This is a genomic window from Pseudacidovorax sp., assembly GCF_017991995.1.
GTDB lineage: Bacteria > Pseudomonadota > Gammaproteobacteria > Burkholderiales > Burkholderiaceae_C > Xenophilus.
On record NZ_JAGOPN010000010.1, the window covers coordinates 1 to 23,150 of the forward strand.

The window sequence follows — 23,150 nt, forward strand, 5'->3', positions numbered from 1 at the left end:
ACGCTCCCTCATCAGCGAGCGCACCAAGGCCGGCATGGCCTCCGCCAAGAGCCGCGGCAGCCACGTCGGCCGGCCTCGCGCCCTCTCCGACGATCAGCTCGACGCGCTGCTGCTCGAGCTGCAGCACGAGCCCCTGGAGCAGGTCGCGCAGCGCATGGGCGTGCATCCGCGCACCTTGCAGCGGTACATGAAGTCGGCCGACGCCGATCCCACGCATATCGGGCAGGCACACGCACCGGCGTGCGGCCGACCTCGATCTGTCGACGCCGACCACACGGCCGATCAGCGGCCCAACGCATGACGCGCACGCCTCGCAGCGCGAGACCACATCTTCGGCGCCGCGGCCTTTCAGGGCGCTGGCGCAGGTGAGAGGCGGCCCGCTGCCTCGCAACCAAGCGGACGGCACGAGGAGGTTCGGGAGCCTCGACCTACTGGCGCCCCAAGGCTTGTCCTACGAGCAAAGGTCCCGGTGGCCCTCACACTGCCCGGCTTTACCTGCACGACCGCGTACAGGCTCCGTATCCCACACAGGCCACCATGAACGAAACACCCGACCCCCGATTTGCTGCATGGATGCGGGCCGAGCGCGACACGTACGAAGCCATCCACCAGTTGCAGCAGAGCACGCAGGGGGGTCGGCGGATCGTCAAGGCAGAGGCCATGGCCCGGATCTCCGCACTGAGGCGCGAGGCCGACCGGCGCTTGGCAGAGTTGTCCGGGATGGAGCCGCCGCTGGCGCGTGTCGAGCCCCGGCCCAGCGCAGAGTTGGGACAACGGCCGTTCACCCGGCCCGCCCCCGCAACCGCCCTGGGCTACAAGCACTAGCCGGACTTCCGCTCACCGCTCATACATGGCGCCGAGGCCCGGCCTGCGTGGCGGTGCCTTCGGCGGTCTGCGCATCCGCACGCGCATGCAGCGCCTCGATGGTGTGGCAGTAACTGTCCTGACCGTCACAGCGGTCGCGCAGCGTCTTCAGGTCCTGCTCCAACGATCGAAGCTCCGCGATGCGCTCGCGCACATGGCCCAGGTGCGCGTTGAGCACGTCGCAGGCCGCGCTGCAGTCGGCCTTGCTGCGCAGGTCCAGTGACAGCAGCGCACGCACCTCGTCCAGCGACATGTCCATGGCCCGGCACATGCGGATGAAGCGCAGGCGGTGCACGTCGTCGGCGCTGTAGAGCCGGTAGCCGTTGTCGGCCCGCTGCTCCGCGCCGAGCAGACCCTCCTTTTCGTAATAGCGGATGTTGGCGGCGCTGACGCCCGAGCGACTGGCTGCCTCGCCGATGCGCAGATGGGGGCTTGCAGAAGGCATGCTTGACCTTGAAGTGGCTTGAAGGTTTTCAATGCTGGCACGAAAGCGAAAACCCGATGACGAGCCGCCCTTCCCCCTCCCTCGCCGGCGAGCCGGCGCACCGCCACCACACGCCGCACACCCACGCCACCGAGCCGGTCGCCCCGCCCGCAGCGCCGCGCACGCTGCGCATTGCCGCGGGTTGCGGTACCGGCTGCGGATGCGGCGCCCCCGCGCCTGCGGTCGCCGCGACATCCCCGTCGCACCGCCAAGCCGACCACGGTCACGGCGATGGTCACGCCCATGACCATGACAGTGCCCACGCGCACACGCATGCGCACGAGGCCGGTGATGGGTACGACCACGGCCCCCTGCCCGGTCCAGCCCGCATCGCCGCCGCCCTCGGCGTCGCCATCGCAGCCGAGCTGAGCCACCTGTTGCTGCCCGACGCCCTGGCATGGCGCATCGCCGGCATGGCGCTGGCCGCCGTGGCCATCGCGCTGGCCGGCACGGGCATCTACCTGAGCGGCCTGCGCGCCCTGATGCGTGGACGCCTGGGCATCGACACGCTCATGGCCGTGGCGGTGACGGGCGCCTTTCTGATCGGTCAATGGCCCGAGGCGGCCATGGTGATGGCGCTGTATGCGCTGGCCGAACTGATCGAGCACAAGGCGGCCGACCGCGCGCGCAACGCGATCTCGGGCCTCATGGCGCTGGCGCCCGAAGAGGCCGAGGTGCAGGCCGCCGACGGCAGCTGGCAGCGCGTGCCCGCCGCCAGCGTGCCCCTGGATGCCATCGTGCGCATCCGCCCCGGCGAGCGCGTGCCGCTGGACGGCCAGGTGAGCGCCGGCCGCAGCACCATCGACCAGGCGAGCGTGACCGGTGAAAGCATCCCGGTCGACAAGACCGTCGGCGACCCGGTGTTCGCCGCCACCGTCAACCAGGGCGGCGAGCTGCAGGTGCGCGTGACGGCCGTGGCCGGACAGACCACGCTGGACCGCATCATCGAAGCCGTCGAGCAGGCGCAGGAGTCGCGCGCGCCCACGCAGCGCTTCGTCGAGCGCTTCGCCGCCATCTACACGCCGGCGGTGTTCATCGCCGCCGTGGCCGTGGCCGTGCTGCCACCCCTGCTGATGGACTGGGCCTGGCTCGACGCCATCTACAAGGCGCTGGTGCTGCTGGTCATCGCCTGCCCGTGCGCGCTGGTGATCTCCACGCCGGTGACGGTGGTCAGCGGCCTGACGGCCGCCGCGCGCCGCGGCATCCTCATCAAGGGCGGCACGCACCTCGAAGGCGCTCGGAGGCTCCGGGCCATCGCGCTGGACAAGACCGGCACGCTGACCCAGGGCAAGCCGGTGCTGGTGCACTGGCAGCCCTGGGGCGATGCAGATCCTGCGCATGTGCAACGCGCCGCCTCGGCCCTGGCGGGCCGCTCGGACCATCCGGTCTCGCTCGCCATTGCCAAGGGCCTCACCACGACCGAGGCGATACCCGGTGTCGACAGCTTCGAAGCGCTGGCCGGGCGCGGCGTCAGGGGCGTGGTCGACGGACTGCCGCTGGTGCTCGCCAACCACCGCCTGGTCGAGGAGCAAGGCCTGTGCAGCCCGGCGCTGGAAGCCCTGCTGGCCGAGCACGAGGCACAGGGACGCACCTTGACCCTGCTCGCCGACGAACATGCGGTGCTCGGCGTCTTCGCGGTGGCGGACACGCTCAAGGCCGGCTCCAGGGAAGCGGTGGCGCGCCTGAAGCACCTGGGCGTCACGCCCGTGATGCTGACGGGCGACAACCCCAGCACCGCCCGCGCCGTGGCCGATCAGGTCGGCATCACGGATGCCCGTGGCGCCCTGCTGCCCCAGGACAAGCTGGCTGCCATTCGCGACCTTCAACAGCGCCACGGCGTCATCGCCATGGCGGGCGATGGCATCAACGATGCGCCCGCCATGGCCCAGGCCGACATCGGCTTCGCCATGGGCGCGGCCGGCACGGACATCGCCATGGAGACGGCCGACGTGGTCATCATGAACGACGACCTGGGCCGCATCGCCGACACCGTGGCACTGTCGCGCCGAACGCATGCGCTGCTCTGGCAGAACATCGCGCTGGCCCTGGGTATCAAGGCCGTGTTCTTCGCGCTGGCCATCGCCGGGCAGGCCACCATGTGGATGGCCGTGTTCGCCGACATGGGCGCCAGCCTGCTGGTGGTGGCCAACGGGCTGCGGCTGCTGCGCGGTCTGCCCGGGCGCTGACCAGTACGGGAGTTCTCAGCCGGCCATGGCCCGGCAGGCGCCGGCGCAGTCGCGGCAGGCCTTGGCACAGTCCTGGCAGTGGTCGGCCTGGTGCTGGGCGCACTCCGTAGCGCAGGCATCGCACAGGCGGGCACAGAGCGCGCAGATGGCCGCCGCATGCTCGCTGCCGCGGGCCAGCGCCGCCGCGGCGAACTGGCAGGCCGCGGCGCAGTCCATGTCCAGACGGATGCAGCCGGCCATGGCGCCCGGATCGGGCTCGCGCAGGCAGGCCGCCGCGCAATGGCTGCAGGCCACGGCACAGGCGTTGCAGGCGTCGATGCAGTCCTGGTGATCGATGGGGGTCATCGCAATGTTCCTTTCATTGGGTGAGGGCAAGCGGCTTGCCGGGTGATCCAAGCCTGCGACGGCGTGCACATCGCGACGTCGGACGATGGTGCATGAGGCTGCGAGGGCAAGGCTGGCTCCGCAGCGATGCATTGGCGCCCCTGCGGGGCGTCAAGGCCCGCGCTGGCGTGCACTCCTAGAATGCCGCCCGTGCGCCTCTTCGTCCTGGTCCTTGCCCTCGTCCTGCTGCCCTTGCGCGGCTGGATCGGTGGCGCCATGGCGGTGGAGGTCACGGCCGCGGCGCCGTCCGCACATGCCGCCCACACGGCCAATCCGATGCCGGCGCCGCAACACATGCCGGCGATGGCGGCAGCCCCAGCGCAGCCAACGGCGCACTGCCATGAGCATGCTGCGGATGAAGAACACGGCATGCAAGAAGCATCGCCCCACGTCGCCAGCGCCCCTTCCGTGGCGCACCATGGCGACGACAGCGGCACCGCACACGACCATGGCCACTGCGGCCTCTGTCAGATCTGCCATTCGGTGGCGATGACCGACGCGGCATCTGAAGCCCCTGTCGCGCCGCCCGCACGCGTGCAACCCCGCAGCAGCGCCCCGCACTTCGCGAGCGCCCTGCTCGCGCAGGCCGACAAGCCGCCCATTTCCTGAACGTCCTGCCCGTAGTCCGTCCGCCGCAGCCGTCCTGACGCGCCGCGGTGCCGATGCATTGCTTCAAGGAGCGTTCTCTTGTCCACCCCTCTCGTCCCGCGCAGCGTGCGCGGGCTGTCGCTGCGCCGTCGCCACGACGAAGCGCCGCCGATTCCCCATCTTTCCGTCGCGGCGCCGCCCGCCATCTTGCGCCGTGCGTGCCACATGGCCCTGGCAGGCCTCGCCGTGCTGCTCGCCGGCTGCGCCAGCCTGTCGCCCGAGGGCGATGCACCGCAGGCGCTTTCGCTGGTGCAGGGCCAGCCGCTCGTGGGCGACGCCCGGCCCCAGCGTCGGCCCGACACCGCATCTGCGGCGCAGGCGGAGACGCTGCTGGCCGGCCCGCTCGACCAGCAGGCGGCCGTGCGCATCGCCCTGGCCCAGAGCCCCCGCATGCAGGCGGCTTTCGCGGCCCTGCAGCTGTCCGACGCCGAACGGGCGGAAGCAGCCACGCTGCCCAACCCCGTGTTCTCCTTCAGCCGGCTGCGCGAGGGCCGCGAACTGGAGCTGGACCGCCTGATCAGCTTCAACGTGGTGGGCCTGCTCACCCTGCCCTGGCGCGCCCGCTGGGCCGGCCAGCAGCAGGAGGCGGCCCGGCTCGATGCGGCGCAGGCGGTGCTGCAGCTGGCGGCCGACACCCGTCGCGCCTGGCTGCGCGCCGTCGCCGACCGGCAGAGCGCCGTCTACCTGCGCGACGTGCGCGATGCCGCCGAAGCCGGCGCGACGCTGGCCCAGCGCATGCAGAAGGCGGGCAACTGGCCAGCCCTGCAGGCCGCACGCGAGCAATTGCAGCAGGCCGACGCACAGGCGCAGTTGGCCCGCGCCGAGCAGGCCGCCACCGCCAGCCGCGAGGCCCTGGTCCGCCTGCTCGGGCTCGATGGCGCACAGGCCGCGCGGCTCACGATGCCCGACCGCCTGCCCGACCTGCCCGCCTCGCTGCCCGGCGATGCCGACCTGCAGGCGCAGGCCCTGCGCGATCGTCTGGACCTCCGCGCCGCCCGCGCCGACGCCGCAGCCATTGCCGAGGCCCAGCGCCTGACACGCGCTACCCGTTTCGTCGACGTGATGGAACTGGGCGTCGCCCGCAACACCACCTTCACCAACGACATCGACCGGGGCCGCAGCACGCAACGCGGCTGGGAGATCGGCCTGCCGATCCCGCTCTTCGACTTCGGCCAGGCACGCAGTGCGCAGGCCGAGGCACGTTACCTGCAGGCCGCCGCCCGCGTGCGTGGCGTGGCGCTGGCCGCGGCGAGCGAAGTGCGCGAAGCCGAGGCCGCCCGCCGGCATGCGTGGCAGATCGCGCATCGCTACCAGGCCGAGGTGCTGCCGCTGCAGCGCCAGGTCAACGACGAGATGGTGCTGCGCTACAACGCCATGGGCGCCAGCGTCTGGCAATTGCTGGCCGAAGCCCGCGCCAGTGCGCGAACGGTGGATGCGGCCATGCAGGCCCAGCGCGACTTCTGGCTCGCCGAGGTGGATCTGCAGATGGCGCTGACCGGCAGTTCGCCCGCCGGCCTCTCGGCCCTGCGCGGTGCAGGGACGGGCCCAGCCCTCGCCAGCACGACCAACGAAGGAGGCCACTGATGGACCGCCGACACTTCTTCTCCGGCATGCTGGCCGGCGCCGCCGCCGGTGCCGTCAGTCGGGTGGCCCTGGCCGCCGTGCCCGAGGCCGCGCAGCAGACCGGCCCCGCCACCGCGCCGCCGCTCCTGCCGCCGGATGGCCGGCCCTACGACCCGGTCATCACCCTCAACGGCTGGAGCCTGCCCTGGCGCATGAAGAACGGCGTCAAGGAGTTTCACCTCGTCGCCGAGCCCGTGGTGCGCGAGATGGCACCGGGCTTCAAGGTCAACATGTGGGGCTACAACGGCCAGTCACCCGGCCCCACCATCGAGGTGGTCGAAGGCGACCGGGTGCGCATCTTCGTCACCAACCGCCTGCCCGAACACACCACCGTGCATTGGCATGGACAGCGGGTGCCCAACGGCATGGACGGTGTCGGCGGCATCACGCAGCCGCACATCCCGCCGGGCAAGACCTTCGTCTACGAGTTCACCGCGCGCCGCCCCGGCACCTTCATGTACCACCCGCATGCGGACGAGATGGTGCAGATGGCCATGGGCATGATGGGCTTCTGGGTGACGCACCCCAAGGTGCGCAGCCATCCGCAGATCGCCCGCGTGCAGCGCGACTTCTGCTTCCTGCTCGGCAGCTTCGACGTCGAGCCCGGCAGCGCCACGCCCAAGGTCAACACCATGACCGACTTCAACACCTGGGCCTTCAACAGCCGCGTGTTCCCAGGTATCGACCCGCTCTGCGTACGCCAGGGCGACCGGGTGCGCATCCGCGTGGGCAACCTCACCATGACCAACCACCCCATCCATGTGCATGGCCACGAATTCGAGGTCACCGGCACCGATGGCGGCGCCGTGCCGCGCAGCGCCCGCTGGCCCGAGGTGACCACCGATGTCGCCGTCGGCCAGATGCGCCAGATCGAGTTCATCGCCGACGAGGAAGGCGACTGGGCCCTGCACTGCCACAAGAGCCACCACACCATGGGCCCCATGGGCCACGACGTGCCCACCATGATTGGCGTGGACCATCGCGGCGTCGCGGACACCATCCGCCGGCTGGTGCCCGATTACATGGTGATGGGCGACAAGGGCATGGCCGAGATGGGCTCGATGGAGATGCCCCTGCCCGACAACACCCTGCCCATGATGACCGGCCGCGGCCCGTTCGGTCCCGCGGAGATGGGGGGCATGTTCACGTTGCTGAAGGTGCGGCGCGACCAGGCGCCGGGGGACTTCCGTGACCCGGGCTGGTTCAGGCATCCGCCGGGCAGCGTGGCGCATGAGGTCGAAGCGGGGCAGGCGCCTGCGGCGGTGAGCCGAGCCGGCCCGGCAGACGCCGTGGCTTCAGGCACGACCGATGCCGCACCCGCCTCCGTCCGTAAGTCCAGTGGCCATGACCACCACTGACAAGGGCACCGCCGCCTGAGGCTCGATTGCCGACGCCAACGAAAGCTGGTACGTCACGTACCTCATCTTTCCCGACTCTGCCGCGCCCGGCGTTTCCCCGAACCGGAAGGGCATACATCGCCCAGCGCATGACAGAGCCACCGATTCGATTCAGAAGGACCCAACCATGAACAAGAGAAGCTTCCTCACCCTACTTTTACCCACCGCGGGCATCCTGCTGGCCTCCCCCGCCACCTTCGCGCAAACCGACGCACCGCTGCCCCAGGTCGAAGGCGAAGTCCGCCGCGTCGATGCCGCCCAGGGCCGCATCACCCTGCGCCACGGTGACATTCCCAACCTCGACATGGGCGCGATGACCATGGTCTTCCGCGTCCGCGACCCGGCGCTGTTGAAGGAGGTGAAGGCGGGCGACAAGGTGCGCTTCACGGCGCAGATGGTCGACGGGCAACTGACCGTGCTGTCGCTCACGGTTGCGCACTGAGCGGCCGATTGGAAAGGACTGGAAAAAGTCTATATTCAGTCCTCTTTCCCGGGAGCCGCGAATGCGCCTTTCGACGCAAGTCAAACCGATCAGCTACCTCAAGGCCAACGCGGCTGAAGTGCTGGACACGCTCGCGCAGCGGCGCGAGCCGCTGGTCATCACCCAGAACGGCGAAGCCCGCGCCGTGATCCAGGACGTGGCCTCCTTCGAAGAGACCCAGGAAACCCTCGCCCTGCTCAAGCTGCTGGCCCTGGGCCAGCAGGATGTGGAGGCCGGGCACCTCAAGTCGCTGGCCGATGTGGTGCAGCGGCTTCGCAGCAAGCATTCCGCCAGCGAATGACGAGGGCGAAGGGCTTTCAGGTCATGCTGACCCGCGGTGCGGAGCAGGACCTGGAATCGCTCTACGACTACGTGGCCGAAGCCGAAAGCGTCGCCAACGCCCGTCGCCTGCTGGACCGCATCACAGCGACCCTCGATGGCCTGGCCCATCTGCCGGAGCGCGGCAGTCACCCCAGAGAACTGCTGAGCCTGGGCATCAAGGCTTACCGGCAGGTCCTGCTCAAGCCCTATCGCATCGTGTACCAAGTGCTGGCCCACCGGGTCGTGGTCCACCTGATCGCCGACGGGCGGCGGGACATGCAGACCCTGCTCGCACGCCGGCTGCTGGGTCGGTGATAGCGCGACTGATCGGCTTTGTTTTCAGCCGACCCGGATGGCTTTCAGGCCATCCCGCCATTCACAGAAATGACCTGCCCCGTGATGTACCCCGCCTCCGCGCTGGCCAGAAAGCCGGCCAGAGCAGCGACCTCTTCGGGCCGGCCGGCGCGCTGGGCCGGCACCATCTGCTTGACCATCGCGGGGTCGAAGGCGGCGTCGGCCATGGGCGAGGCGATGACGCCCGGGGCGATGGCGTTGACGGTCACGCCGCGCGAGGCCACTTCCATCGACAGCGCCTTGGTCGCGCTGTTGAGGGCGCCCTTGGCCGCCGCATAGTTGACCTGGCCGCGGTTGCCCATGATCGCCGCCACCGACGAGATGTTCAGGATGCGGCCCCAGCGCGTGCGCAGCATGGGCAGCAGCAGCGGCTGGGTGACGCGGAAGAAGCCGTTGAGCGACACGTCGATGACGCGGTGCCACTGATCGGGCCGCATGCCGGGCATCACGGCATCGTCATGGATGCCCGCGTTGTTGACCAGCACCTGCACCGGTCCGGCCTCCAGCATGCGGGCGCAGGCTGCCGCCGTGGCTTCGTCGTCGGTCAGGTCGAAGACGTGGCATTCGGCCTGGCCGCCGGCCCCGGCGATGCGCGCAGCCAGGGCCTCGATGGCCTCGCGGCGGCCGTTGGCATGCAGCAGCACGGTGGCGCCGTCGCGCGCCAGGCGCTCGGCGATGGCACCGCCCAGGGCACCGCTGGCACCGGTGACGAGCGCGCGCTTGTTCTGAAGGGTCATGGGGAAGTACCTCCGTCGGTGACGGTGTCACGGACACCGGTCGTGATGGCCGGGCAGGCGCTCAGGGCGCGGCGTCCGGCAAGGGCGTGTTGAGAACGACCACCGCGCGGCCATCCGCCACCGGTGCGCCAGCCGCATCGAGCACGCGGAAGGCATAGAGCACCTGCTGCGCATCGCCCGACAGGCGTTCGGCATGAAGGTGCAGCGGCGCGGGCGCATCGTCGAAGCGGGCGCGATGCAGGCGCACGTTGCGGGTGCTGGCCAGGTAGCCGGCCGCGGGCGGCCCGTCCCCCGTGCTCAGCAGGCCACCATGCAGCGCCATGGCCTGCGCCGCGAACTCGATGGCGCAGGGGGCGAGCAGGCCCGAGGCGGTGCGCATCGGATTGGAAGGGTCCGCATGGGTGGCCGTCGTGCAGTGGATGGACTGCGCATCCCAGGCTTCGAGCCGGTCGAGCAGGCACATGCTGCCCGCGTGGGGAATGCGCGCGGCGATGCCGCTGCGGTCGAGGGTGGAGGGCGCGGTCATGGCAGGTCCGAGATCAGCAGCACATTGGCAAAGGGCGTGCCCTGGCTCATGGGCATGGGCTGCACCGCGAAGCCCAGGCGCTGCAGCAACGCGATCCACTCGTCCAGCGTGCGGCCCCAGGTGGGCGAGACCTTGTGGCCGCGGATGCGCGTCACGGTGCGATCCACCCACTGGCTGATCGCGAAGCCACGGCGGCTGGCGGCATCGCCGACGCGCAGCAGCAGGCGACCGGGCAGGCCGTCACGCTGCGCAGCGCCGGCGGCCAGCGCGTCGCGCACCCGCACGAGCACGCCTTCCTGCGCGGAATGGTCCACATAGTGCAGCACGTCGAGGATCACGACCACGTCGCAGGCCGGAAAGTCGGCCTCGCACATGTTGCCGCAGACGACGGTGGGCGTGGGCCGGATGTGGCCGACCGAGCACCGTGCCCGTTCCACGTCGCGGGGCATCAGCTCGATGCCGGTGTAGCGGGCATCGGCCGGCAGCGGCGCCCAGGCGGCGGGCCATCGGCCCTCGGCGCGCATCGCCTGGGCGGTGTGCAGCACGTTGGCGAACAGGCTCTGGCCCGAGCCGATGTCCAGCATGCGCGGCCGGCCGTCTCCGATCAGGCCGCGCTCGACGATGCCGCGGAATACCGGGTCATGGCCCAGCTTGCCGCGTGCGAAATGCCAGGCGAAGTTGCCGCCCTGGCGGTAGGGCTCGGTGGCGCGGGCGTGGAGGTCGCGCCACGCGGCGTCAGGGGAAGGCGATGTAGCAGTCACGGAGGCGTCGGGTTCGTGGCTCCCTCTCCCGCGAGGGGAGAGGGCAAAAGCGGGAAAGGTCTGGTGCGCCGAGCGGTTCACGCATGTCCGAGCGCATGCGGCAAGGTCACGGCACGCAGGCCCTGGCGCGAGAACTGGTCGAGCAGCAGTGGCAGCACCTCCAGGATCACCGGCCGGCCGCTGGGCGCCAGGGCCGCATGGCCGTCGTGCAGCAGCAGGATGTCGCCGGCACGCAGGTCGCGAGTCAGGCGCGCCAGCACGCGGGCCGGGTCGCGCTCGCGGGTGTCGAAGCCGCGTCGGGTCCAGCTCACCAGCTCCAGGCCCAGGCGATGCAGCACCGGGGCGAGGAAGGGATTGCGCAGGCCTGCGGGCGCACGAAAGCAGGTCGGCCGCTGGCCGATGACGGCATCGATCATCTGCTGCGCGCGTTCGATCTCGGCATGGAAGCCGCGCGGCCCCAGCACCGAGAAGTTGTGCCGGTGCCGCGCCGTGTGGTTCTGGATGCTGTGGCCACGGGCCACGATCTCGCGCGCCAATGCCGGATGCGCCTGTACCCGTTCGGCGATGCAGAAGAAGGTGGCCTTCTGACCGTGGGTGTCCAGCAGGTCGAGCACGGCCGGCGTCACCGAGGGCTCGGGCCCGTCGTCGATGGTCAGCGCCACTTCGTTTCGCGCTTCGGCGGCGGCAGGCAGGCGCAGCGTGTTCTGGCCGAGCCAGCGGCTGCGCGGCGTCAGGCCGATGGCGGTGATGGCCGCATGGTTGAGCACCACGGCGCCAAGCGCCCAGGGCCAGGCACCCGGCACGAGCAGGCTCGCCCCCAACGCGCCCGCATGCAGCACCGCACTGCCCTTGAGGAAGGGCGTGGGCTGCCAGCGGCCGGCCAGGGCGCTCATGCCTTCGCCGTCCGGGCAAAGGCGGCCGACAGCAGCAGCGCCAGCAGTGCGCCGGGCGCCACCACCTGTCCGATGGACGCCAGCGAGGGGATGTCGGAGATGGCGATCAGCGTGAAGGAGATCACCGTCGTCAGGTTGGCCAGCATCAGCGAGGCCAGCGTGTCCTCGTCGGCATGGCCGGTCTCGCGCAGCTGGTCGAAGAAGAGCGCGTAGTTGGAGCCCACGGCCACCACCAGCAGCAGGCCCACCAGATGCAGGATGGACAGCGCCATGCCCATGGCCGCCATCGCACCCAGCGTGAGCGCCACGGCGGCGGCCAGCGGCTGGCACACGGCCAGCAGGCGTCGGCCCGAGCGCAGCCAGGCGCCCAGCAGCAGCACCACGGCCAGCGCGCCCAGGCCCACCTGCACGAAGGCCTCGTGCAGGTAGCGCTTGTAGAGCGCACCCAGTTCCTCGCCGACCTCGGCCACCGACACGCCCGGCAGCCCCTGCAGGGCGGCGACGACGTCTGCATGCTTGAACTGCGGGCCGGGGTGCAGCGAGATCATGGCGGCCCAGCCGCCACCCGGTCGCTCGAACAGCAGCGCGTCGACCACGGCGCCCAATGGACCCTGGCGTGCGTCCTCGCGGCTGATCAGCGGCGCGGCACGCGCCGCCTCGACCTGGGTCACGAAAGGTGCCAGGCGGTCGGCCGCGATCGGCAGGCCCGCCGTGGCTTCCTCCAGCCGGGCACGCAGCGTGGTGGCGTCGGGCAGGGCCTCGCGCCGCTGCATCTGCAGCGCCTGGCTGGGCAGGATGCGGGCCACGCTGTCGTAGCCCAACAGCGCGCCGCGCTCCACCAGCGGGTCGAGCCGCGCGCCGGCCGCCTCGGCCTGGCGCAGCGCCGCTTCGACGGTGTCGCCATAGGCCACCACCAGCGTGGCGCCGTCGCTGGCGCCGATGTCGCCGCGCAGTTGCTCGTCCAGCGCCTGCGATTCGCGCGAGACCGGGCTCATCGAGCTCAAGCCGGCGCGCCAGAGCTGGTCGCCTTGCCACAGCACCAGCGCGAAGCCGGCGACGGCCAGGGCCATCAGTGGCAGCCGCAGCCGCGGCAGTCCGCGCACGATGGCGCCGGCCGCGTGCGCCATGTAGCGGCGCAGGCCTCGGCCGCTGGCGCCCTGCGGCGCCAGCACCGGCAGCAGGAAGCGCGTGGCCACGGCCGCGGCCACCAGTCCGGCGATGGAGAACACGCCCAGCTGCGCCAGTCCCGGAAAGCCCGAGAACACCAGCGCCGCAAAGCCCGCCACCGAGGTCAGCAGGCCCAGCCGCACCGTGGGCCAGTGCAGGTCGCGCCAGCGTTGCCAGCCGGCCTGGGCCGGTCCCTCGCCCGCCACCTGGCGGGCCTGGATCAGGTAATAGATGGCGTAGTCCACCGTCTCGCCGATCAGCGTGCTGCCGAAGCCCAGCGTCAGCCCATGCACGCCGCCGAAGACCAGGCTGACGGCGGCCGTGCCCACCACCACGCCGGTGGCCACCGGCAGCATGGCGATGGCCAGCGCACGCAGCGCACCGAAGGCCAGCAGCAGCAGGCCGCTGACCACGATGGCACCCACCACCGCCAGGTGGACGGCCTCGCGCTTGATGCTGTCGCGGCTCTGCACCGAGAACACGGCCGTGCCGCTCATCAGCAGGCGCGTGTCGGTGGCGCCCACCTCGGCGGCGGCCTGGGCGAAGTCGGCCTGGATGGTGGCGATGGCCTGCGCCTGGGCGTCCAGGTCGCCGCCGGCGGCGCGGGTGCTGGCCAGCAGCAGCGCGCGCGGCGCCTCGCGCGCCGCCCACACGCCGTCGACGCTGCGCGGCGCGGTGGCCGGAATCAGCGTCTCGGCCATGCGGGCGGATTCGCCCGTGGGGTCGCGCTCCAGCAGCGGCTTGAACGCATTGCCGCCCGGCGTGCCCAGCAGCGAGAGCGTGTCGAGGATGGCGTTGCGCAGCCCTTCCACCGTAAAGTGCTCGGGCGTGACCGCGGGCGAGAGCTGGTAGCGCCGGTCGAAGACCCAGGTGCCGGCATCGCGCCATTCGCTCTGGTCGCCGTTCTGCACCTGGTCGAACAGGCCGCTCTTGCGCAGGCGCTGGCCCAGTTCGCGCGAGACGGCCGCGCGCTGCGCCTCGTCGCGTCCGCCCTCGATGCCGATGAACAGCGTGCGCGAAGCGACGCCCGTCTGGATCTGCTCGATGAGCATGCGCTGGCGCGCGTCCGGATGGGCAGGCAGGAAGGCCGAAAGGTCGGCGTCGAACTTGGAGCGCGCGATGATGCCCACGCCGGCCGCCAGCACCAGCAGCCAGACGAGCACCACGGCCAGACGGCGCGCGGGCGAGAGGCCGGCATCGTGGGCCGGCGCGGCAGGAGGGCGGCGGCTCATGAACCGGCGGGCCCGGGCACGATGTTCATCACCGAGCGGTCGCCGCCGATGAATTCCATCTCGATGCCGCGCACGTCGCTGCCGATGCCCGACAGGCGCAGGCTGCGCACCTGGGCGGCCAGCGCGGGCAGCGTGGGCACCAGGTCGAGCGTCCAGGCCTTGGCATCGCCCTTCACATCGGCCTTGAAGTAGCGCAGCAGCGCCGGCGCGTTGCCGCTCAGGGTGCCGCGCATCGCTTCCATCATGCCCTGCAGCTCGGGCATGGCGTCCAGGCTCAGGGTGCGGGTGCGGCCGCCGCGCGAGAGGATGAGCACGTTGCCCTGCACCTCCATCGACTCCGGCCGCGGCGTGAGCGTGCGGCGCACCAGCTTGTCGGGTGCGGTGAAGCTGAGCACGCCGGCCGAGTCGAGCGGGCCGTCCAGGCCGCGCACATAGCGCTGCTCGGTGAAGCGGGCCTCGCCGCTGCGGCGCTGGGCCAGCAGGGCCATCAGCTCGTTGAGATCGAACGCCCAGGCAGGTGCCGCAAGCAGGCCGGCCAGGGCCAGCAGCAGGACGGCACGCAGGCGGCGCACGCCGGCCAGGGCCTCACGCACGCGGCGAATCTTCGAGCCAGAAGTCATGGAAATTGAACCAGTTGTGGGGATGGGCGCGGCACAGGTCTTCCAGGCGCCGCACATAGGCTTCGAGGGCATCGCGGATGCGGCGTTCCCGCTCGGCGGGATCGAGTCCGCGGGCGCGGCGCGGCGCTGGTGCGCCGGGCTCGGTGGTGCCACTTTCCGCCGCCGGTGCCGAGAAATCGGCCAGCGGCTCGAACACCACGCGGTAGCGGTTGCCGCCCAGGTACAGGCCCGCCATGAACACGGCCGGCCGGCGCAGCAGCGCGGCGAGGCGGAAGGGCCCGTCGTTGAACCAAGCCGGCTGGCCCAGGAAGTCGATCTGCACCCGGTTGCCGCGCTGGCCGCCGTCGTCCTCGCCCACGGCCAGGGTGCGATCGCCGAGCATGCCGGCCATGCGGCCGCTGTCCAGCCAGTCGCGCAGCTCCAGCATGGCGGCGGGCCGGCCCAGGGCGATGATGTGCGGCCGGTACTCGGGCAGGCTGATGGCGCCCAGCACGGCGTTGATGCGCCGCGCGTTGTCCGGGTACATCAGCATGGCCAGCCGCAGGTCGACCGGCGCCTCTGCCTGCTGCCGACAGGCCGACAGGGCCTCGAAACTGCCGATGTGCGCACCGACCAGGAAGGCGCCGCGACCCGCGCGCACATCGGCCTCCACGGCCTCGCCGCCCTGCACCTGCACGTCGAAGAGCGCCATGCGCCCGCGCAGGAAGTACACCCGGTCGAGCACCGTCGACGCGAAGTTGTGCAGCAGCCGGTAGCCGTCGCGCCAGCCCGCCTTCGGCCCGATGGCCCGCGCCAGGTAGCGCCGCACATGGCGACGCGGCGTGGGCGCGAAGAGCAGGAAGTACAGCGTGATCGGATGCAGGACCAGCCGCGTGAGCGGCCGGCCGCAGCGCAGCGCCATCCAGCAGATGAAGCGCAGCGCCAGGATGTTGCTGCGCTCGGGCGCGCGGGCCCAGTCGGTGCCGGGACGCAGGTCGTCGCCGAGGGCGCTCACGGGCGACCTCCGGCTTCGCCTGCGGTGCGGGCGCCCTCGCCCGGCAGCCAACGGCCGCTGGCAGCCACGGTGTCGCCCATGCGCACCTCGAAGCGCACGCCCGCGGCGGCGCCCGTCTCGGGCTGCAGGTCGAAGACCAGGTCGGCGCCCGGCCGCACCGGCGCCAGGAACTTGGCCGCCGCCAGCATCGGCGCATCGCCCAGGCGCGCGCGCAGCGAGGGCACGCCGCGCATCGCCTCCAGCAGTTCGGCGAGCAACAAGGCGCCCGGCAGCAGCGGCTGGCGGGGGAAATGGCCGGCAAAGGCGGGATGGTCCTCGGGCACGCGGTGCGACAGCCGGACCGGGCTGCCGTCCGCCGCCAATTGGGCGAGCGCGAATTCGCGCAGCTCCCGACGCGTCAACTTGCCGGTGCCCACGCGCGGCAGCGCCTGCACATGCACCACGCGGCGGGGCACGAACACCGGTTCGACGCGCTCGCGCAGGCCGGCGATGACCGTCGCGGCATCCACCGAGGGGGCCACCACGAAGGCCACCGGCCGCACCACGCCGTCGGCCACGTCGTCCGGCAGCCAGAAGGCGCCGTCCTCGACGCCAGGAATGCTGTTGAGATGGAAGTCGAGGTGGCCCAGCGACGTCCGCCGGCCCGCCACGTGCACGAGGTCGTTGGCCCGGCCCAGCAGGCGGAAGCGGCCATCGCCCAGCAGCTCCAGCAGGTCGGCCATGGGCGTGGGCGCGGGAATGAAGTCACCCGAGAAGACGAAGCGCTCGGCACCATCCGGGCCGGTCTCGGCCTGCACGCGGATGTCGCCCATCACCTCCCACACCTCGCTGCGCACCGGGCAACGGGTGGCGACCTGGCCGGTCTCGGTGCTGCCGTAGATCTCGACCATCACGCCGCCCGTGGCGCGCTCGGCCTGGGCCGCCAGTTGCGGCGACAGCGGCGCGGTGGCGGACAGCACCATGTCCACCGGCGGCACGTCCAGCCCGGACTGCAACAGCGTCTTGAGGTGGAAGGGCGTGGTGACCAGCGCGCGCGGTCGTGGCACCGATTCCAGCGCCTGCACGATGTCGGCCGGATAGAACGGGCGCCCGGCCTCGAAGGCCGGCCCGCCCAGCATGGCCAGCAGCGCCGAGGATTCGAGGCCGTAGCTGTGCTGCACCGGCACGGTGGCCACCAGCGTGAGGCCGTCCAGCGCGGGCAGATCGAGCAACTGGCACAGCCGCGGCACGGCGGCGGCCACGTCGCCCACCAGCGTGCCCCAGGTCTTGGCATGCGGCTGCGGCACGCCGGTGGAGCCCGAGGTGAGCAGGCTGGCCGCGTGGCGGTCGAGCGCGATGGCCGCCCAGTCGGGCATGGCGGCGAGCGGCGTGCGCGCCCCATCGGCGTCGACCTCGACGCGCTGCGCGAGGCCGGCGCCGTGGGGCTCGCCGGGATCGACCAGCGCGAAGGCCGCAGGATGCTCGGCGCAGACGCGTGCCAGGGTGTCCTGGCGCGCATCGGGCGGCAGGAGGCTGGCATGGCCCCGCAGCAGCGCCGCCGCCAGCCCGACGGAAAAGCGGTAGCGGTCGCCACACAGGTTGACGGCCGGGCCTTCGGCCGGAAGCTTCGCAGCAACGGCCTCGACATCGGCCAGCCAGGCCAGCGCACTGATTGGCCGGCCATGGCGCCAGGCCAGCGGCGCGCGCAGGTCGCGCGGGCCGAGCAGGTGGGACACGCTCATTGCTTGGCAGGCGCGTAGAAGGCGCGAACGGCATCGATCAGCCGCACGCGCTCGAACTCGGGATGCAGGCGGTAGCGCAGCAGGTATTCGCCGACGAACAGCGCACCGACGCCGATGGGCGTGACCACGTTGGAGAACAGTGACCAGTCCTCGAACGGCCGCAGCAGGTAGACAGCCAGCGACAGCACGCAGACCGCGCAGAAGTACACGGTCCATACGGCCGTCACGCGCGCCGTGTAGTGCCGCATGTCGGGCGTGAGCATATGGATGCGCTGCGCGAACTGCCCGATCAGCGAAAGCTGCCCCGCGCGCAGCGTGCCGCCGAACCAGCCGGCCAGCAGCGCGTTGATGCCCACGTGCTGCAGCACATAGAGCGGATTGGGATCGCCGGCATGGCCGCTCATGACCAGGGCCAGCCCGGCCAGGCCCAGCACGCCCACCAGGACCAGGCCGGCACGCCCCAGGTGCTGCCCCGCCAGACCCATGCCGGTGAGCCACAGCGGCACCAGCAGCACGACCACGGCCCAGGGCTCGGCCGCGTGGTAGACCATCATCCAGTGCGAGGCGCCGGCATAGGCCACGCCCACCAGCAGCATCAGCGCAATGCGCCAGGCGGGCATGCCCCTTACCCGGCCTTGTTGGCGGCGACGTGGGCCGCCAGCGCGCGCAGCGAGGCAAAGATCTGCTGGTTGCGCTCGTCGTCCGAGCGCAGCTGGAAGCCGTAGCGACGCGAGATCTCCAGCGCCACTTCAAGGATGTCGATGGAGTCCAGGCCCAGGCCGTCGCCGTACAGGGGCGCCTCGGGGTCGATGGACTCGGGGGCCACTTCGAGATTGAGGGCGCTCACCAGCAGTTCGGCCAGCTCGTTCTCGAGCGGAGTGCGGTCAAAAGAGGTGGTCGAGGACAAGAGGGGCTCCCGGATGTGTAGAGATGAACCGTCGGCCACAGCCCGTACGGCAAAAGAGAAAAATTATAGGAGTCGCCCCGATGGCCATGGCCACGGCCGGCGCGGCCGCGACACCCTGGCGCAGCCCTCCCCTTCGGTAGACTGCCGCGGTTTTTCGCCCTGATCCGGGAGTCTTATGGCCGATCCTCTGCTGCTGGCGCGCCACGGCGCCATCCAATGCTTCCTGCTGCCCGCCCTGGCCAATCGCCATGGCCTGATCACCGGGGCCACGGGCACCGGCAAGACCGTCACGCTGCAGACCCTGGCCGAGCGCCTGTCGGGCATCGGCGTGCCCGTCTTCATGGCCGACGTGAAGGGCGACCTGAGCGGCATCAGCCAGCCCGGCCGCATCGGCGAGCGGATGGCTGCCACGCTCAAGGAGCGCGGCATCGAGCTGCCCACGCCGCAGGCCTGCCCCGTGGCGCTGTGGGACGTCTTCGGCGAGCAGGGACATCCGGTACGGGCCACCATCTCCGACATGGGGCCGCTGCTGCTGGGCCGAATGCTGGACCTCAACGAGACCCAGGCCGGCGTGCTCAACCTGGTGTTCAAGATCGCCGACGACAGCGGCCTGCTGCTGCTCGACCTGAAGGACCTGCGGGCCATGCTGGCCCATGTGGGCGAGAACGCCAAGCAGTACACCACCAGCTACGGCAACATCAGCGCCGCCAGTGTGGGGGCCATCCAGCGCGGGCTGCTGGCCATCGAATCGCAGGGCGGCGACCGCTTCTTCGGCGAGCCGATGCTGGACATCCAGGACTTCATGCAGACGGTGGACGGCCGCGGCGTGGTCAACATCCTCGCGGCCGACAAGCTGATGAATGCGCCGCGCCTGTACGCCACCTTCCTGCTGTGGATGCTGTCGGAGCTGTTCGAGCAGTTGCCCGAGGTGGGCGACCTGGACAAGCCCAAGCTGGCCTTCTTCTTCGACGAGGCCCACCTGCTGTTCAAGGACGCGCCCAAGGCGCTAGTCGAGCGCATCGAACTGGTGGTGCGGCTGGTGCGCTCCAAGGGCGTGGGCGTGTACTTCGTGACGCAGAACCCGCTGGACATCCCGGACTCGGTGCTGGCCCAGCTCGGCAACCGGGTCCAGCACGCGCTGCGCGCCTTCACGCCGCGCGACCAGAAGGCCGTGCAGTCCGCCGCCAGCACCATGCGCCCCAAGCCGGGCCTGGACATCGGCCAGGCCATCACCGAACTGGCCGTCGGCGAGGCCTTGGTCAGCCTGCTGGATGAAAAGGGCCGGCCCGGCATCACCGAGCGGGTGTTCGTGCTGCCGCCCGCGGGCCAGATCGGGCCGGTGTCGCCGGAGCAGCGCCGCACGCTCATGAGCGGCTCGCTGGTGGCCGGCGTTTACGAGCAGGCGGTGGACCGCGAATCGGCCTACGAGAAGCTCAAGGGCCGCGCCGCGTCGGCACCGGACGCGCCGGCGACGGCCCGGCCCGACGGGACCGGCCCCGGCAGCGCTGCGGGCACGGGGGCAGGCGGAGGCAATGCAGGCCAGGCCGAGGGAAGCTTCCTGGACGATCTGCTCTTCGGGACGACCGGGCCGCGAGGCGGGCGCAAGGACGGTCTGGTGCAGACGCTGGCCAAGTCGGCGGTGCGCACGGTGGGCACCAATGTGGGCAAGGAAATCCTGCGCGGCGTGCTCGGCGGCATCTTCGGCGCCAAGAGCCGGCGCTGAGACTGCCACCGCAGCCTGCAGGGGCGCCGCCGCGTCACTGGCGCGGCAGCGCGCGGGCAAGGGACCGGCGCCCAACGCCAGCCCCTGCGGCGGCAGACGACCTCAGTAGGTCGGATAGCGCACGGCGTCTTCTTCGGCGTAGCGGCTGCGGCCGACCATGAAGCCGACCAGAACGGTGCCGCACACCACGCCCAACATGAATCCTGCAATGACCATCAACATGGCGCGTCTCCATTCGTTGTGAGGGAAGCCCTGGCGGCCGCCGTCGGACGCTCGCCGTGCTTCCTGACTGTGACGATACCGTGATCGTCCCTGCGCAGCGATGGGAGTTAACCCAGTGTTAGCAACTCCGACATGCCCGTCGGCCAAGGCCGCGCAGACGGGTCGGCGGCCACGCGCGGCTCGCCGATCTGGCGGTTCAGTCCGCCGTCATCGCGCAATGGGATGATGTGGAAGCGCTCCCTGTGCGGCCCATGCTCCCCTCCCCCAACACACCCTCCAAGCCTTCGCCGATCAGCTTCGGCCGCGCCCTGCTCTTCTGGCTCAAGCTGGGCTTCATCAGCTTCGGGGGGCCGGCCGGTCAGATCGCCATCATGCATGCCGAATTGGTGGAGCGCCGGCACTGGATCAGCGAGCGCCGCTTTCTGCATGCCCTCAACTACTGCATGCTGCTCCCCGGCCCCGAGGCACAGCAGCTGGCCACCTACCTGGGCTGGCTGATGCATCGCACCTGGGGCGGGATCGCGGCAGGCCTGCTGTTCGTGCTGCCTTCGCTGGTGCTGCTGATCGGACTGTCATGGGTGTACATGGCCTTCGGGCAGCAGCCGCTCGTCACCGCGATGTTCCACGGCATCAAGCCGGCGGTCACCGCCATCGTGCTGCAGGCGGGCTGGCGCCTGGCGGGCCGTGCGCTGCACAGCCGCCCGCTGATGGGCATCGCCGCGGCGGCCTTCATCGCGATGGCCGTGCTGCACCTGCCCTTCGTACTCGTGCTGACGCTCGCGGCACTGGCCGGGCATTGGGGCGGCCGGCGCTGGCCCGGGACTTTTCGAGGCCGGGGGGCCCATGCGGCTGCGGCGTCCGGCGATGTGCCGGGTCCCGCCGCCTGGATCGACGACCACAGCCCGCCCCCGGCGCACGCACGCTTCTCGCGCGGCCGGATGGTCCGCGTCGTGGCGGTGTGCGTCGCCCTCTGGAGTGCGGGCATGGCCGCCGCCATCGCCATTGGCGGAGTGCAGGGCACCCTGGCGCGCATGGGCTGGTTCTTCACCAAGGCGGCCTTCATGACCTTCGGCGGCGCTTACGCCGTCCTGCCCTATGTGTACCAGGCGGCCGTCGAGCACTACCACTGGCTCTCGGGCCCGCAGATGATCGACGGGTTGGCGCTGGGAGAGACCACGCCCGGCCCGTTGATCATGGTGGTGGCGTTCGTGGGCTTCGTGGGGGGCTGGAACCAGCTGGCACTGGGCCCGGACCTGCCTTTCCTGGGCGGCGCAGTGGCAGCGGTGGCCGTGAGCTTCTTCACCTTCCTGCCGTCGTTCCTGTTCATCCTGGCAGGTGGCCCGCTGGTGGAATCGACCCGCGACCGCCTGGGGCTGGCCGCGCCCATGGCGGCGATCACGGCTGCGGTCGTGGGCGTGATCGCGCAGTTGGCCCTGTTCTTTGCCGGCCATGTGCTGTGGCCCGAGGGACATGGCTTCGATACCGGGGCTGCGGTGCTGATGGTGCTCGCCGCCTTTGCGCTGATCCGGTTGAAGTGGGGCGTGATGCCGGTTCTGGCGGCAAGCGCGGCGGCAGGACTGGCGCTGCAGGTGCTGGCCTGAGCAGACGGCAACGCGGGCGATCTGATCGACGAGGGCGACCGTACAATCCTCGCCCGCCGCTCCAAAGCAGAAAGCCCGCACTGGGCGGGCTTTCTGAGCAGCTTGGTGACGACCACCAAGTGCTTCGTTTGGCTCCCAAGACAGTTGTCACTACGAACAGCCCAAATCAGCCTTAAGCTTCCGGCAGCTTTAATACGCCAGCCAAAGTCGCGCATTGACGTCGAAGTATCGCTCCGGCCAAATTGAGCGCTCTGCAAGCTCCGCTACTGATGACAACCCTTGGCACTCCTTCGCCTCGCATTGGGCCGGGAAAGCTTGCTGTACGCCTGCCGTGCGCCCGCACGCTGTATTCGGCTGACCTAACCCTGGCCCTTATCACTCTACCGCTTTGTGGCTGAGATTTCTTCTCGGTCCTCGCAAATGCCATTCAATCCAGAGTCTGTTTACAGACCTTCGGGCGTTCCATTTGAACTGATAGGATAAGCTCCAGACAATACTTGATGCTCAACATTTCCGTTGACGGTGACACGATTTACAAAGCACTGCTCGCCGTTTACTTCTCTAAACCTGAGCTCTTGTACCCACTCGCCATTTCTGGCGGTGAAGAAAATGTTGACGTCTTGAGATTGAGGCGTATGCAAGACAACACTAAACTGCCCCAAAGCAAATCCGGGCGTCAGATCTCCAACCTTAACATGACGATCTGAATCAGGTAAATGACCGCCAGACTTTAGCAAAGTATTAAAATGATATAAGTCGGTCACTCGAGCAACAACATTAAAAAGAGGGAACTCGCCGACATGAATTGCAGTAAGATATAGTGTTGCGCCCACTTTCATAACTGAGAAGTAGCAATAACTATCTCCTCCTGTGGAGTAGTTAATTAGTTTTTTTGCATGCAACTCTAACTGCTGCACAGAGTCAGCAACTTTTTGTTCTATAGTTTTTAGATTTTGTTCGACAGACGCTTGCTTTTTCACCCTAAATACCTGCGCTGTTAACCAACTAAAAAAGAAGAACGTTGGCCCAAAAAGTTGTAAAAAGCCAGTCACTGAAAATTCGGCGTTCCATTTTGAAAAAGTCGTCCAAGCTGCCGCTGCGCCGAACGGAATGTAGAATTCCTTAAAAAGCTGCTTTGCAGTCAAAAACTTCGGTGAATTCTTAATGCCCTTGAAGAGCACTCTAGTACTATTGACTCTCATAAATCCCTCCAAGGAAACCGTCTCTACGAACAAAAATCATTCGCCGAAATTCACAGTTTAATTAGTACAACCGCCCCTCTCTCTCTTCAAATCAGGGGCCGG

General features: G+C 69.9%; 23 protein-coding genes and 1 pseudogene. 11 read left to right on the top strand and 13 right to left on the bottom strand.

Features of this window, described 5'->3' with window-relative positions:
* Together KBC94_RS14545 and KBC94_RS14550 are read left to right on the top strand one after the other, a co-directional pair.
* Positions 1-301: pseudogene (locus tag KBC94_RS14545) on the top strand (hypothetical protein); the annotation flags it as partial.
* Between the two features lie 236 nt (positions 302-537).
* Positions 538-825 carry a hypothetical protein gene (locus KBC94_RS14550; RefSeq protein WP_294371322.1) on the top strand — a complete coding sequence of 96 codons (288 nt, stop codon included), beginning with the start codon at positions 538-540 and terminating at the stop codon, positions 823-825.
* Positions 826-844: 19 nt separating this feature from the next.
* Here the strand turns inward: KBC94_RS14550 and KBC94_RS14555 are convergent, their stop codons facing one another.
* Positions 845-1,309, bottom strand: coding sequence for a Cd(II)/Pb(II)-responsive transcriptional regulator (locus KBC94_RS14555; RefSeq protein ID WP_294371325.1), 465 nt, complete (start codon positions 1,307-1,309; stop codon positions 845-847).
* Positions 1,310-1,365: 56 nt separating this feature from the next.
* Between KBC94_RS14555 and KBC94_RS14560 the strand changes: the two genes are divergently transcribed.
* Complete coding sequence (locus KBC94_RS14560) at positions 1,366-3,534, top strand: heavy metal translocating P-type ATPase (protein ID WP_294371328.1); 2,169 nt, start codon at positions 1,366-1,368, stop codon at positions 3,532-3,534.
* Between the two features lie 15 nt (positions 3,535-3,549).
* On the opposite strand, the gene KBC94_RS14565 is transcribed toward KBC94_RS14560, so the two are convergent.
* Positions 3,550-3,879, bottom strand: a complete 330-nt coding sequence (locus KBC94_RS14565; protein ID WP_294371330.1) for a four-helix bundle copper-binding protein — start codon at positions 3,877-3,879, stop codon at positions 3,550-3,552.
* 189 nt (positions 3,880-4,068) lie between these two features.
* On the opposite strand from KBC94_RS14565, the gene KBC94_RS14570 reads away from it, so the two are divergent.
* From KBC94_RS14570 to KBC94_RS14595, 6 genes are all read left to right on the top strand, one after another.
* Positions 4,069-4,527, top strand: coding sequence for a hypothetical protein (locus KBC94_RS14570; RefSeq protein WP_294371331.1), 459 nt, complete (start codon positions 4,069-4,071; stop codon positions 4,525-4,527).
* Between the two features lie 78 nt (positions 4,528-4,605).
* Positions 4,606-6,150 (top strand): TolC family protein, encoded by a 1,545-nt coding sequence (locus tag KBC94_RS14575; protein WP_294371332.1) that lies wholly within the window; start codon positions 4,606-4,608, stop codon positions 6,148-6,150.
* Positions 6,150-7,547, top strand: coding sequence for a copper oxidase (locus KBC94_RS14580; protein WP_294371334.1), 1,398 nt, complete (start codon positions 6,150-6,152; stop codon positions 7,545-7,547). Before KBC94_RS14575 ends, KBC94_RS14580 begins: the two co-directional genes overlap by 1 nt.
* Positions 7,548-7,713: 166 nt before the next feature.
* A complete protein-coding gene (locus KBC94_RS14585; protein ID WP_294371337.1) occupies positions 7,714-8,028 on the top strand; it encodes a copper-binding protein in 315 nt (104 codons plus the stop codon).
* 61 nt (positions 8,029-8,089) lie between these two features.
* On the top strand, positions 8,090-8,368 hold the full coding sequence (locus tag KBC94_RS14590; protein WP_294371339.1) for a type II toxin-antitoxin system Phd/YefM family antitoxin: 279 nt from the start codon (positions 8,090-8,092) through the stop codon (positions 8,366-8,368).
* Complete coding sequence (locus KBC94_RS14595) at positions 8,365-8,703, top strand: type II toxin-antitoxin system RelE/ParE family toxin (protein WP_294371341.1); 339 nt, start codon at positions 8,365-8,367, stop codon at positions 8,701-8,703. The genes KBC94_RS14590 and KBC94_RS14595 overlap by 4 nt, the downstream gene beginning before the upstream one ends.
* 44 nt (positions 8,704-8,747) lie before the next feature.
* Here the strand turns inward: KBC94_RS14595 and fabG are convergent, their stop codons facing one another.
* The 10 genes from fabG to KBC94_RS14645 form a co-directional block, all read right to left on the bottom strand.
* Positions 8,748-9,479 (bottom strand): 3-oxoacyl-ACP reductase FabG, encoded by a 732-nt coding sequence (fabG, locus tag KBC94_RS14600; RefSeq protein WP_294371343.1) that lies wholly within the window; start codon positions 9,477-9,479, stop codon positions 8,748-8,750.
* Between the two features lie 61 nt (positions 9,480-9,540).
* Positions 9,541-10,005 (bottom strand): hydroxymyristoyl-ACP dehydratase, encoded by a 465-nt coding sequence (locus KBC94_RS14605; RefSeq protein WP_294371346.1) that lies wholly within the window; start codon positions 10,003-10,005, stop codon positions 9,541-9,543.
* Positions 10,002-10,766: a class I SAM-dependent methyltransferase gene (locus KBC94_RS14610; protein ID WP_294371349.1), complete on the bottom strand. Its 765-nt coding sequence runs from the start codon at positions 10,764-10,766 to the stop codon at positions 10,002-10,004. Before KBC94_RS14610 ends, KBC94_RS14605 begins: the two co-directional genes overlap by 4 nt.
* Positions 10,767-10,843: 77 nt before the next feature.
* On the bottom strand, positions 10,844-11,659 hold the full coding sequence (locus KBC94_RS14615; protein WP_294371352.1) for a polysaccharide deacetylase family protein: 816 nt from the start codon (positions 11,657-11,659) through the stop codon (positions 10,844-10,846).
* Complete coding sequence (locus tag KBC94_RS14620; protein WP_294371356.1) at positions 11,656-14,058, bottom strand: MMPL family transporter; 2,403 nt, start codon at positions 14,056-14,058, stop codon at positions 11,656-11,658. The genes KBC94_RS14615 and KBC94_RS14620 overlap by 4 nt, the downstream gene beginning before the upstream one ends.
* Entirely contained in the window at positions 14,055-14,678 is a 624-nt protein-coding gene (locus tag KBC94_RS14625) for a LolA-related protein (protein WP_294371359.1), read from the bottom strand. The genes KBC94_RS14620 and KBC94_RS14625 overlap by 4 nt, the downstream gene beginning before the upstream one ends.
* On the bottom strand, positions 14,644-15,672 hold the full coding sequence (locus KBC94_RS14630; RefSeq protein WP_294371362.1) for an acyl-CoA synthetase: 1,029 nt from the start codon (positions 15,670-15,672) through the stop codon (positions 14,644-14,646). The genes KBC94_RS14625 and KBC94_RS14630 overlap by 35 nt, the downstream gene beginning before the upstream one ends.
* Positions 15,669-17,393 (bottom strand): AMP-binding protein, encoded by a 1,725-nt coding sequence (locus KBC94_RS14635; RefSeq protein ID WP_294371364.1) that lies wholly within the window; start codon positions 17,391-17,393, stop codon positions 15,669-15,671. The genes KBC94_RS14630 and KBC94_RS14635 overlap by 4 nt, the downstream gene beginning before the upstream one ends.
* Positions 17,390-18,013 (bottom strand): hypothetical protein, encoded by a 624-nt coding sequence (locus KBC94_RS14640; protein ID WP_294371366.1) that lies wholly within the window; start codon positions 18,011-18,013, stop codon positions 17,390-17,392. Before KBC94_RS14640 ends, KBC94_RS14635 begins: the two co-directional genes overlap by 4 nt.
* Positions 18,014-18,018: 5 nt before the next feature.
* Positions 18,019-18,300: a phosphopantetheine-binding protein gene (locus KBC94_RS14645; protein WP_017762228.1), complete on the bottom strand. Its 282-nt coding sequence runs from the start codon at positions 18,298-18,300 to the stop codon at positions 18,019-18,021.
* Between the two features lie 175 nt (positions 18,301-18,475).
* On the opposite strand from KBC94_RS14645, the gene KBC94_RS14650 reads away from it, so the two are divergent.
* Together KBC94_RS14650 and chrA are read left to right on the top strand one after the other, a co-directional pair.
* Complete coding sequence (locus KBC94_RS14650; RefSeq protein WP_294371372.1) at positions 18,476-20,023, top strand: helicase HerA-like domain-containing protein; 1,548 nt, start codon at positions 18,476-18,478, stop codon at positions 20,021-20,023.
* Positions 20,024-20,496: 473 nt separating this feature from the next.
* Positions 20,497-21,846: a chromate efflux transporter gene (gene chrA, locus KBC94_RS14655; protein ID WP_294371374.1), complete on the top strand. Its 1,350-nt coding sequence runs from the start codon at positions 20,497-20,499 to the stop codon at positions 21,844-21,846.
* 443 nt (positions 21,847-22,289) lie between these two features.
* Here chrA and KBC94_RS14660 read toward each other — a convergent pair whose 3' ends face one another.
* Positions 22,290-23,048, bottom strand: a complete 759-nt coding sequence (locus KBC94_RS14660; protein WP_294371377.1) for a hypothetical protein — start codon at positions 23,046-23,048, stop codon at positions 22,290-22,292.
* Between the last annotated feature and the right edge of the window lie 102 nt (positions 23,049-23,150).

What these genes read in the sequence shown, in the direction of transcription:
- KBC94_RS14590 (WP_294371339.1), top strand. Translation starts at nt 8,090, where the DNA reads ATGCGCCTTTCGACGCAAGTCAAACCGATCAGCTACCTCAAGGCCAAC.
- KBC94_RS14640 (WP_294371366.1), bottom strand. Translation starts at nt 18,013, where the DNA reads ATGCCCGCCTGGCGCATTGCGCTGATGCTGCTGGTGGGCGTGGCCTAT.
- KBC94_RS14625 (WP_294371359.1), bottom strand. Translation starts at nt 14,678, where the DNA reads ATGACTTCTGGCTCGAAGATTCGCCGCGTGCGTGAGGCCCTGGCCGGC.
- KBC94_RS14585 (WP_294371337.1), top strand. Translation starts at nt 7,714, where the DNA reads ATGAACAAGAGAAGCTTCCTCACCCTACTTTTACCCACCGCGGGCATC.
- KBC94_RS14565 (WP_294371330.1), bottom strand. Translation starts at nt 3,879, where the DNA reads ATGACCCCCATCGATCACCAGGACTGCATCGACGCCTGCAACGCCTGT.
- KBC94_RS14615 (WP_294371352.1), bottom strand. Translation starts at nt 11,659, where the DNA reads ATGAGCGCCCTGGCCGGCCGCTGGCAGCCCACGCCCTTCCTCAAGGGC.
- KBC94_RS14555 (WP_294371325.1), bottom strand. Translation starts at nt 1,309, where the DNA reads ATGCCTTCTGCAAGCCCCCATCTGCGCATCGGCGAGGCAGCCAGTCGC.
- KBC94_RS14580 (WP_294371334.1), top strand. Translation starts at nt 6,150, where the DNA reads ATGGACCGCCGACACTTCTTCTCCGGCATGCTGGCCGGCGCCGCCGCC.
- KBC94_RS14605 (WP_294371346.1), bottom strand. Translation starts at nt 10,005, where the DNA reads ATGACCGCGCCCTCCACCCTCGACCGCAGCGGCATCGCCGCGCGCATT.
- KBC94_RS14595 (WP_294371341.1), top strand. Translation starts at nt 8,365, where the DNA reads ATGACGAGGGCGAAGGGCTTTCAGGTCATGCTGACCCGCGGTGCGGAG.
- KBC94_RS14620 (WP_294371356.1), bottom strand. Translation starts at nt 14,058, where the DNA reads ATGAGCCGCCGCCCTCCTGCCGCGCCGGCCCACGATGCCGGCCTCTCG.
- KBC94_RS14550 (WP_294371322.1), top strand. Translation starts at nt 538, where the DNA reads ATGAACGAAACACCCGACCCCCGATTTGCTGCATGGATGCGGGCCGAG.
- fabG (WP_294371343.1), bottom strand. Translation starts at nt 9,479, where the DNA reads ATGACCCTTCAGAACAAGCGCGCGCTCGTCACCGGTGCCAGCGGTGCC.
- KBC94_RS14650 (WP_294371372.1), top strand. Translation starts at nt 18,476, where the DNA reads ATGGCCGATCCTCTGCTGCTGGCGCGCCACGGCGCCATCCAATGCTTC.
- KBC94_RS14635 (WP_294371364.1), bottom strand. Translation starts at nt 17,393, where the DNA reads ATGAGCGTGTCCCACCTGCTCGGCCCGCGCGACCTGCGCGCGCCGCTG.
- KBC94_RS14560 (WP_294371328.1), top strand. Translation starts at nt 1,366, where the DNA reads ATGACGAGCCGCCCTTCCCCCTCCCTCGCCGGCGAGCCGGCGCACCGC.
- chrA (WP_294371374.1), top strand. Translation starts at nt 20,497, where the DNA reads ATGCTCCCCTCCCCCAACACACCCTCCAAGCCTTCGCCGATCAGCTTC.
- KBC94_RS14660 (WP_294371377.1), bottom strand. Translation starts at nt 23,048, where the DNA reads ATGAGAGTCAATAGTACTAGAGTGCTCTTCAAGGGCATTAAGAATTCA.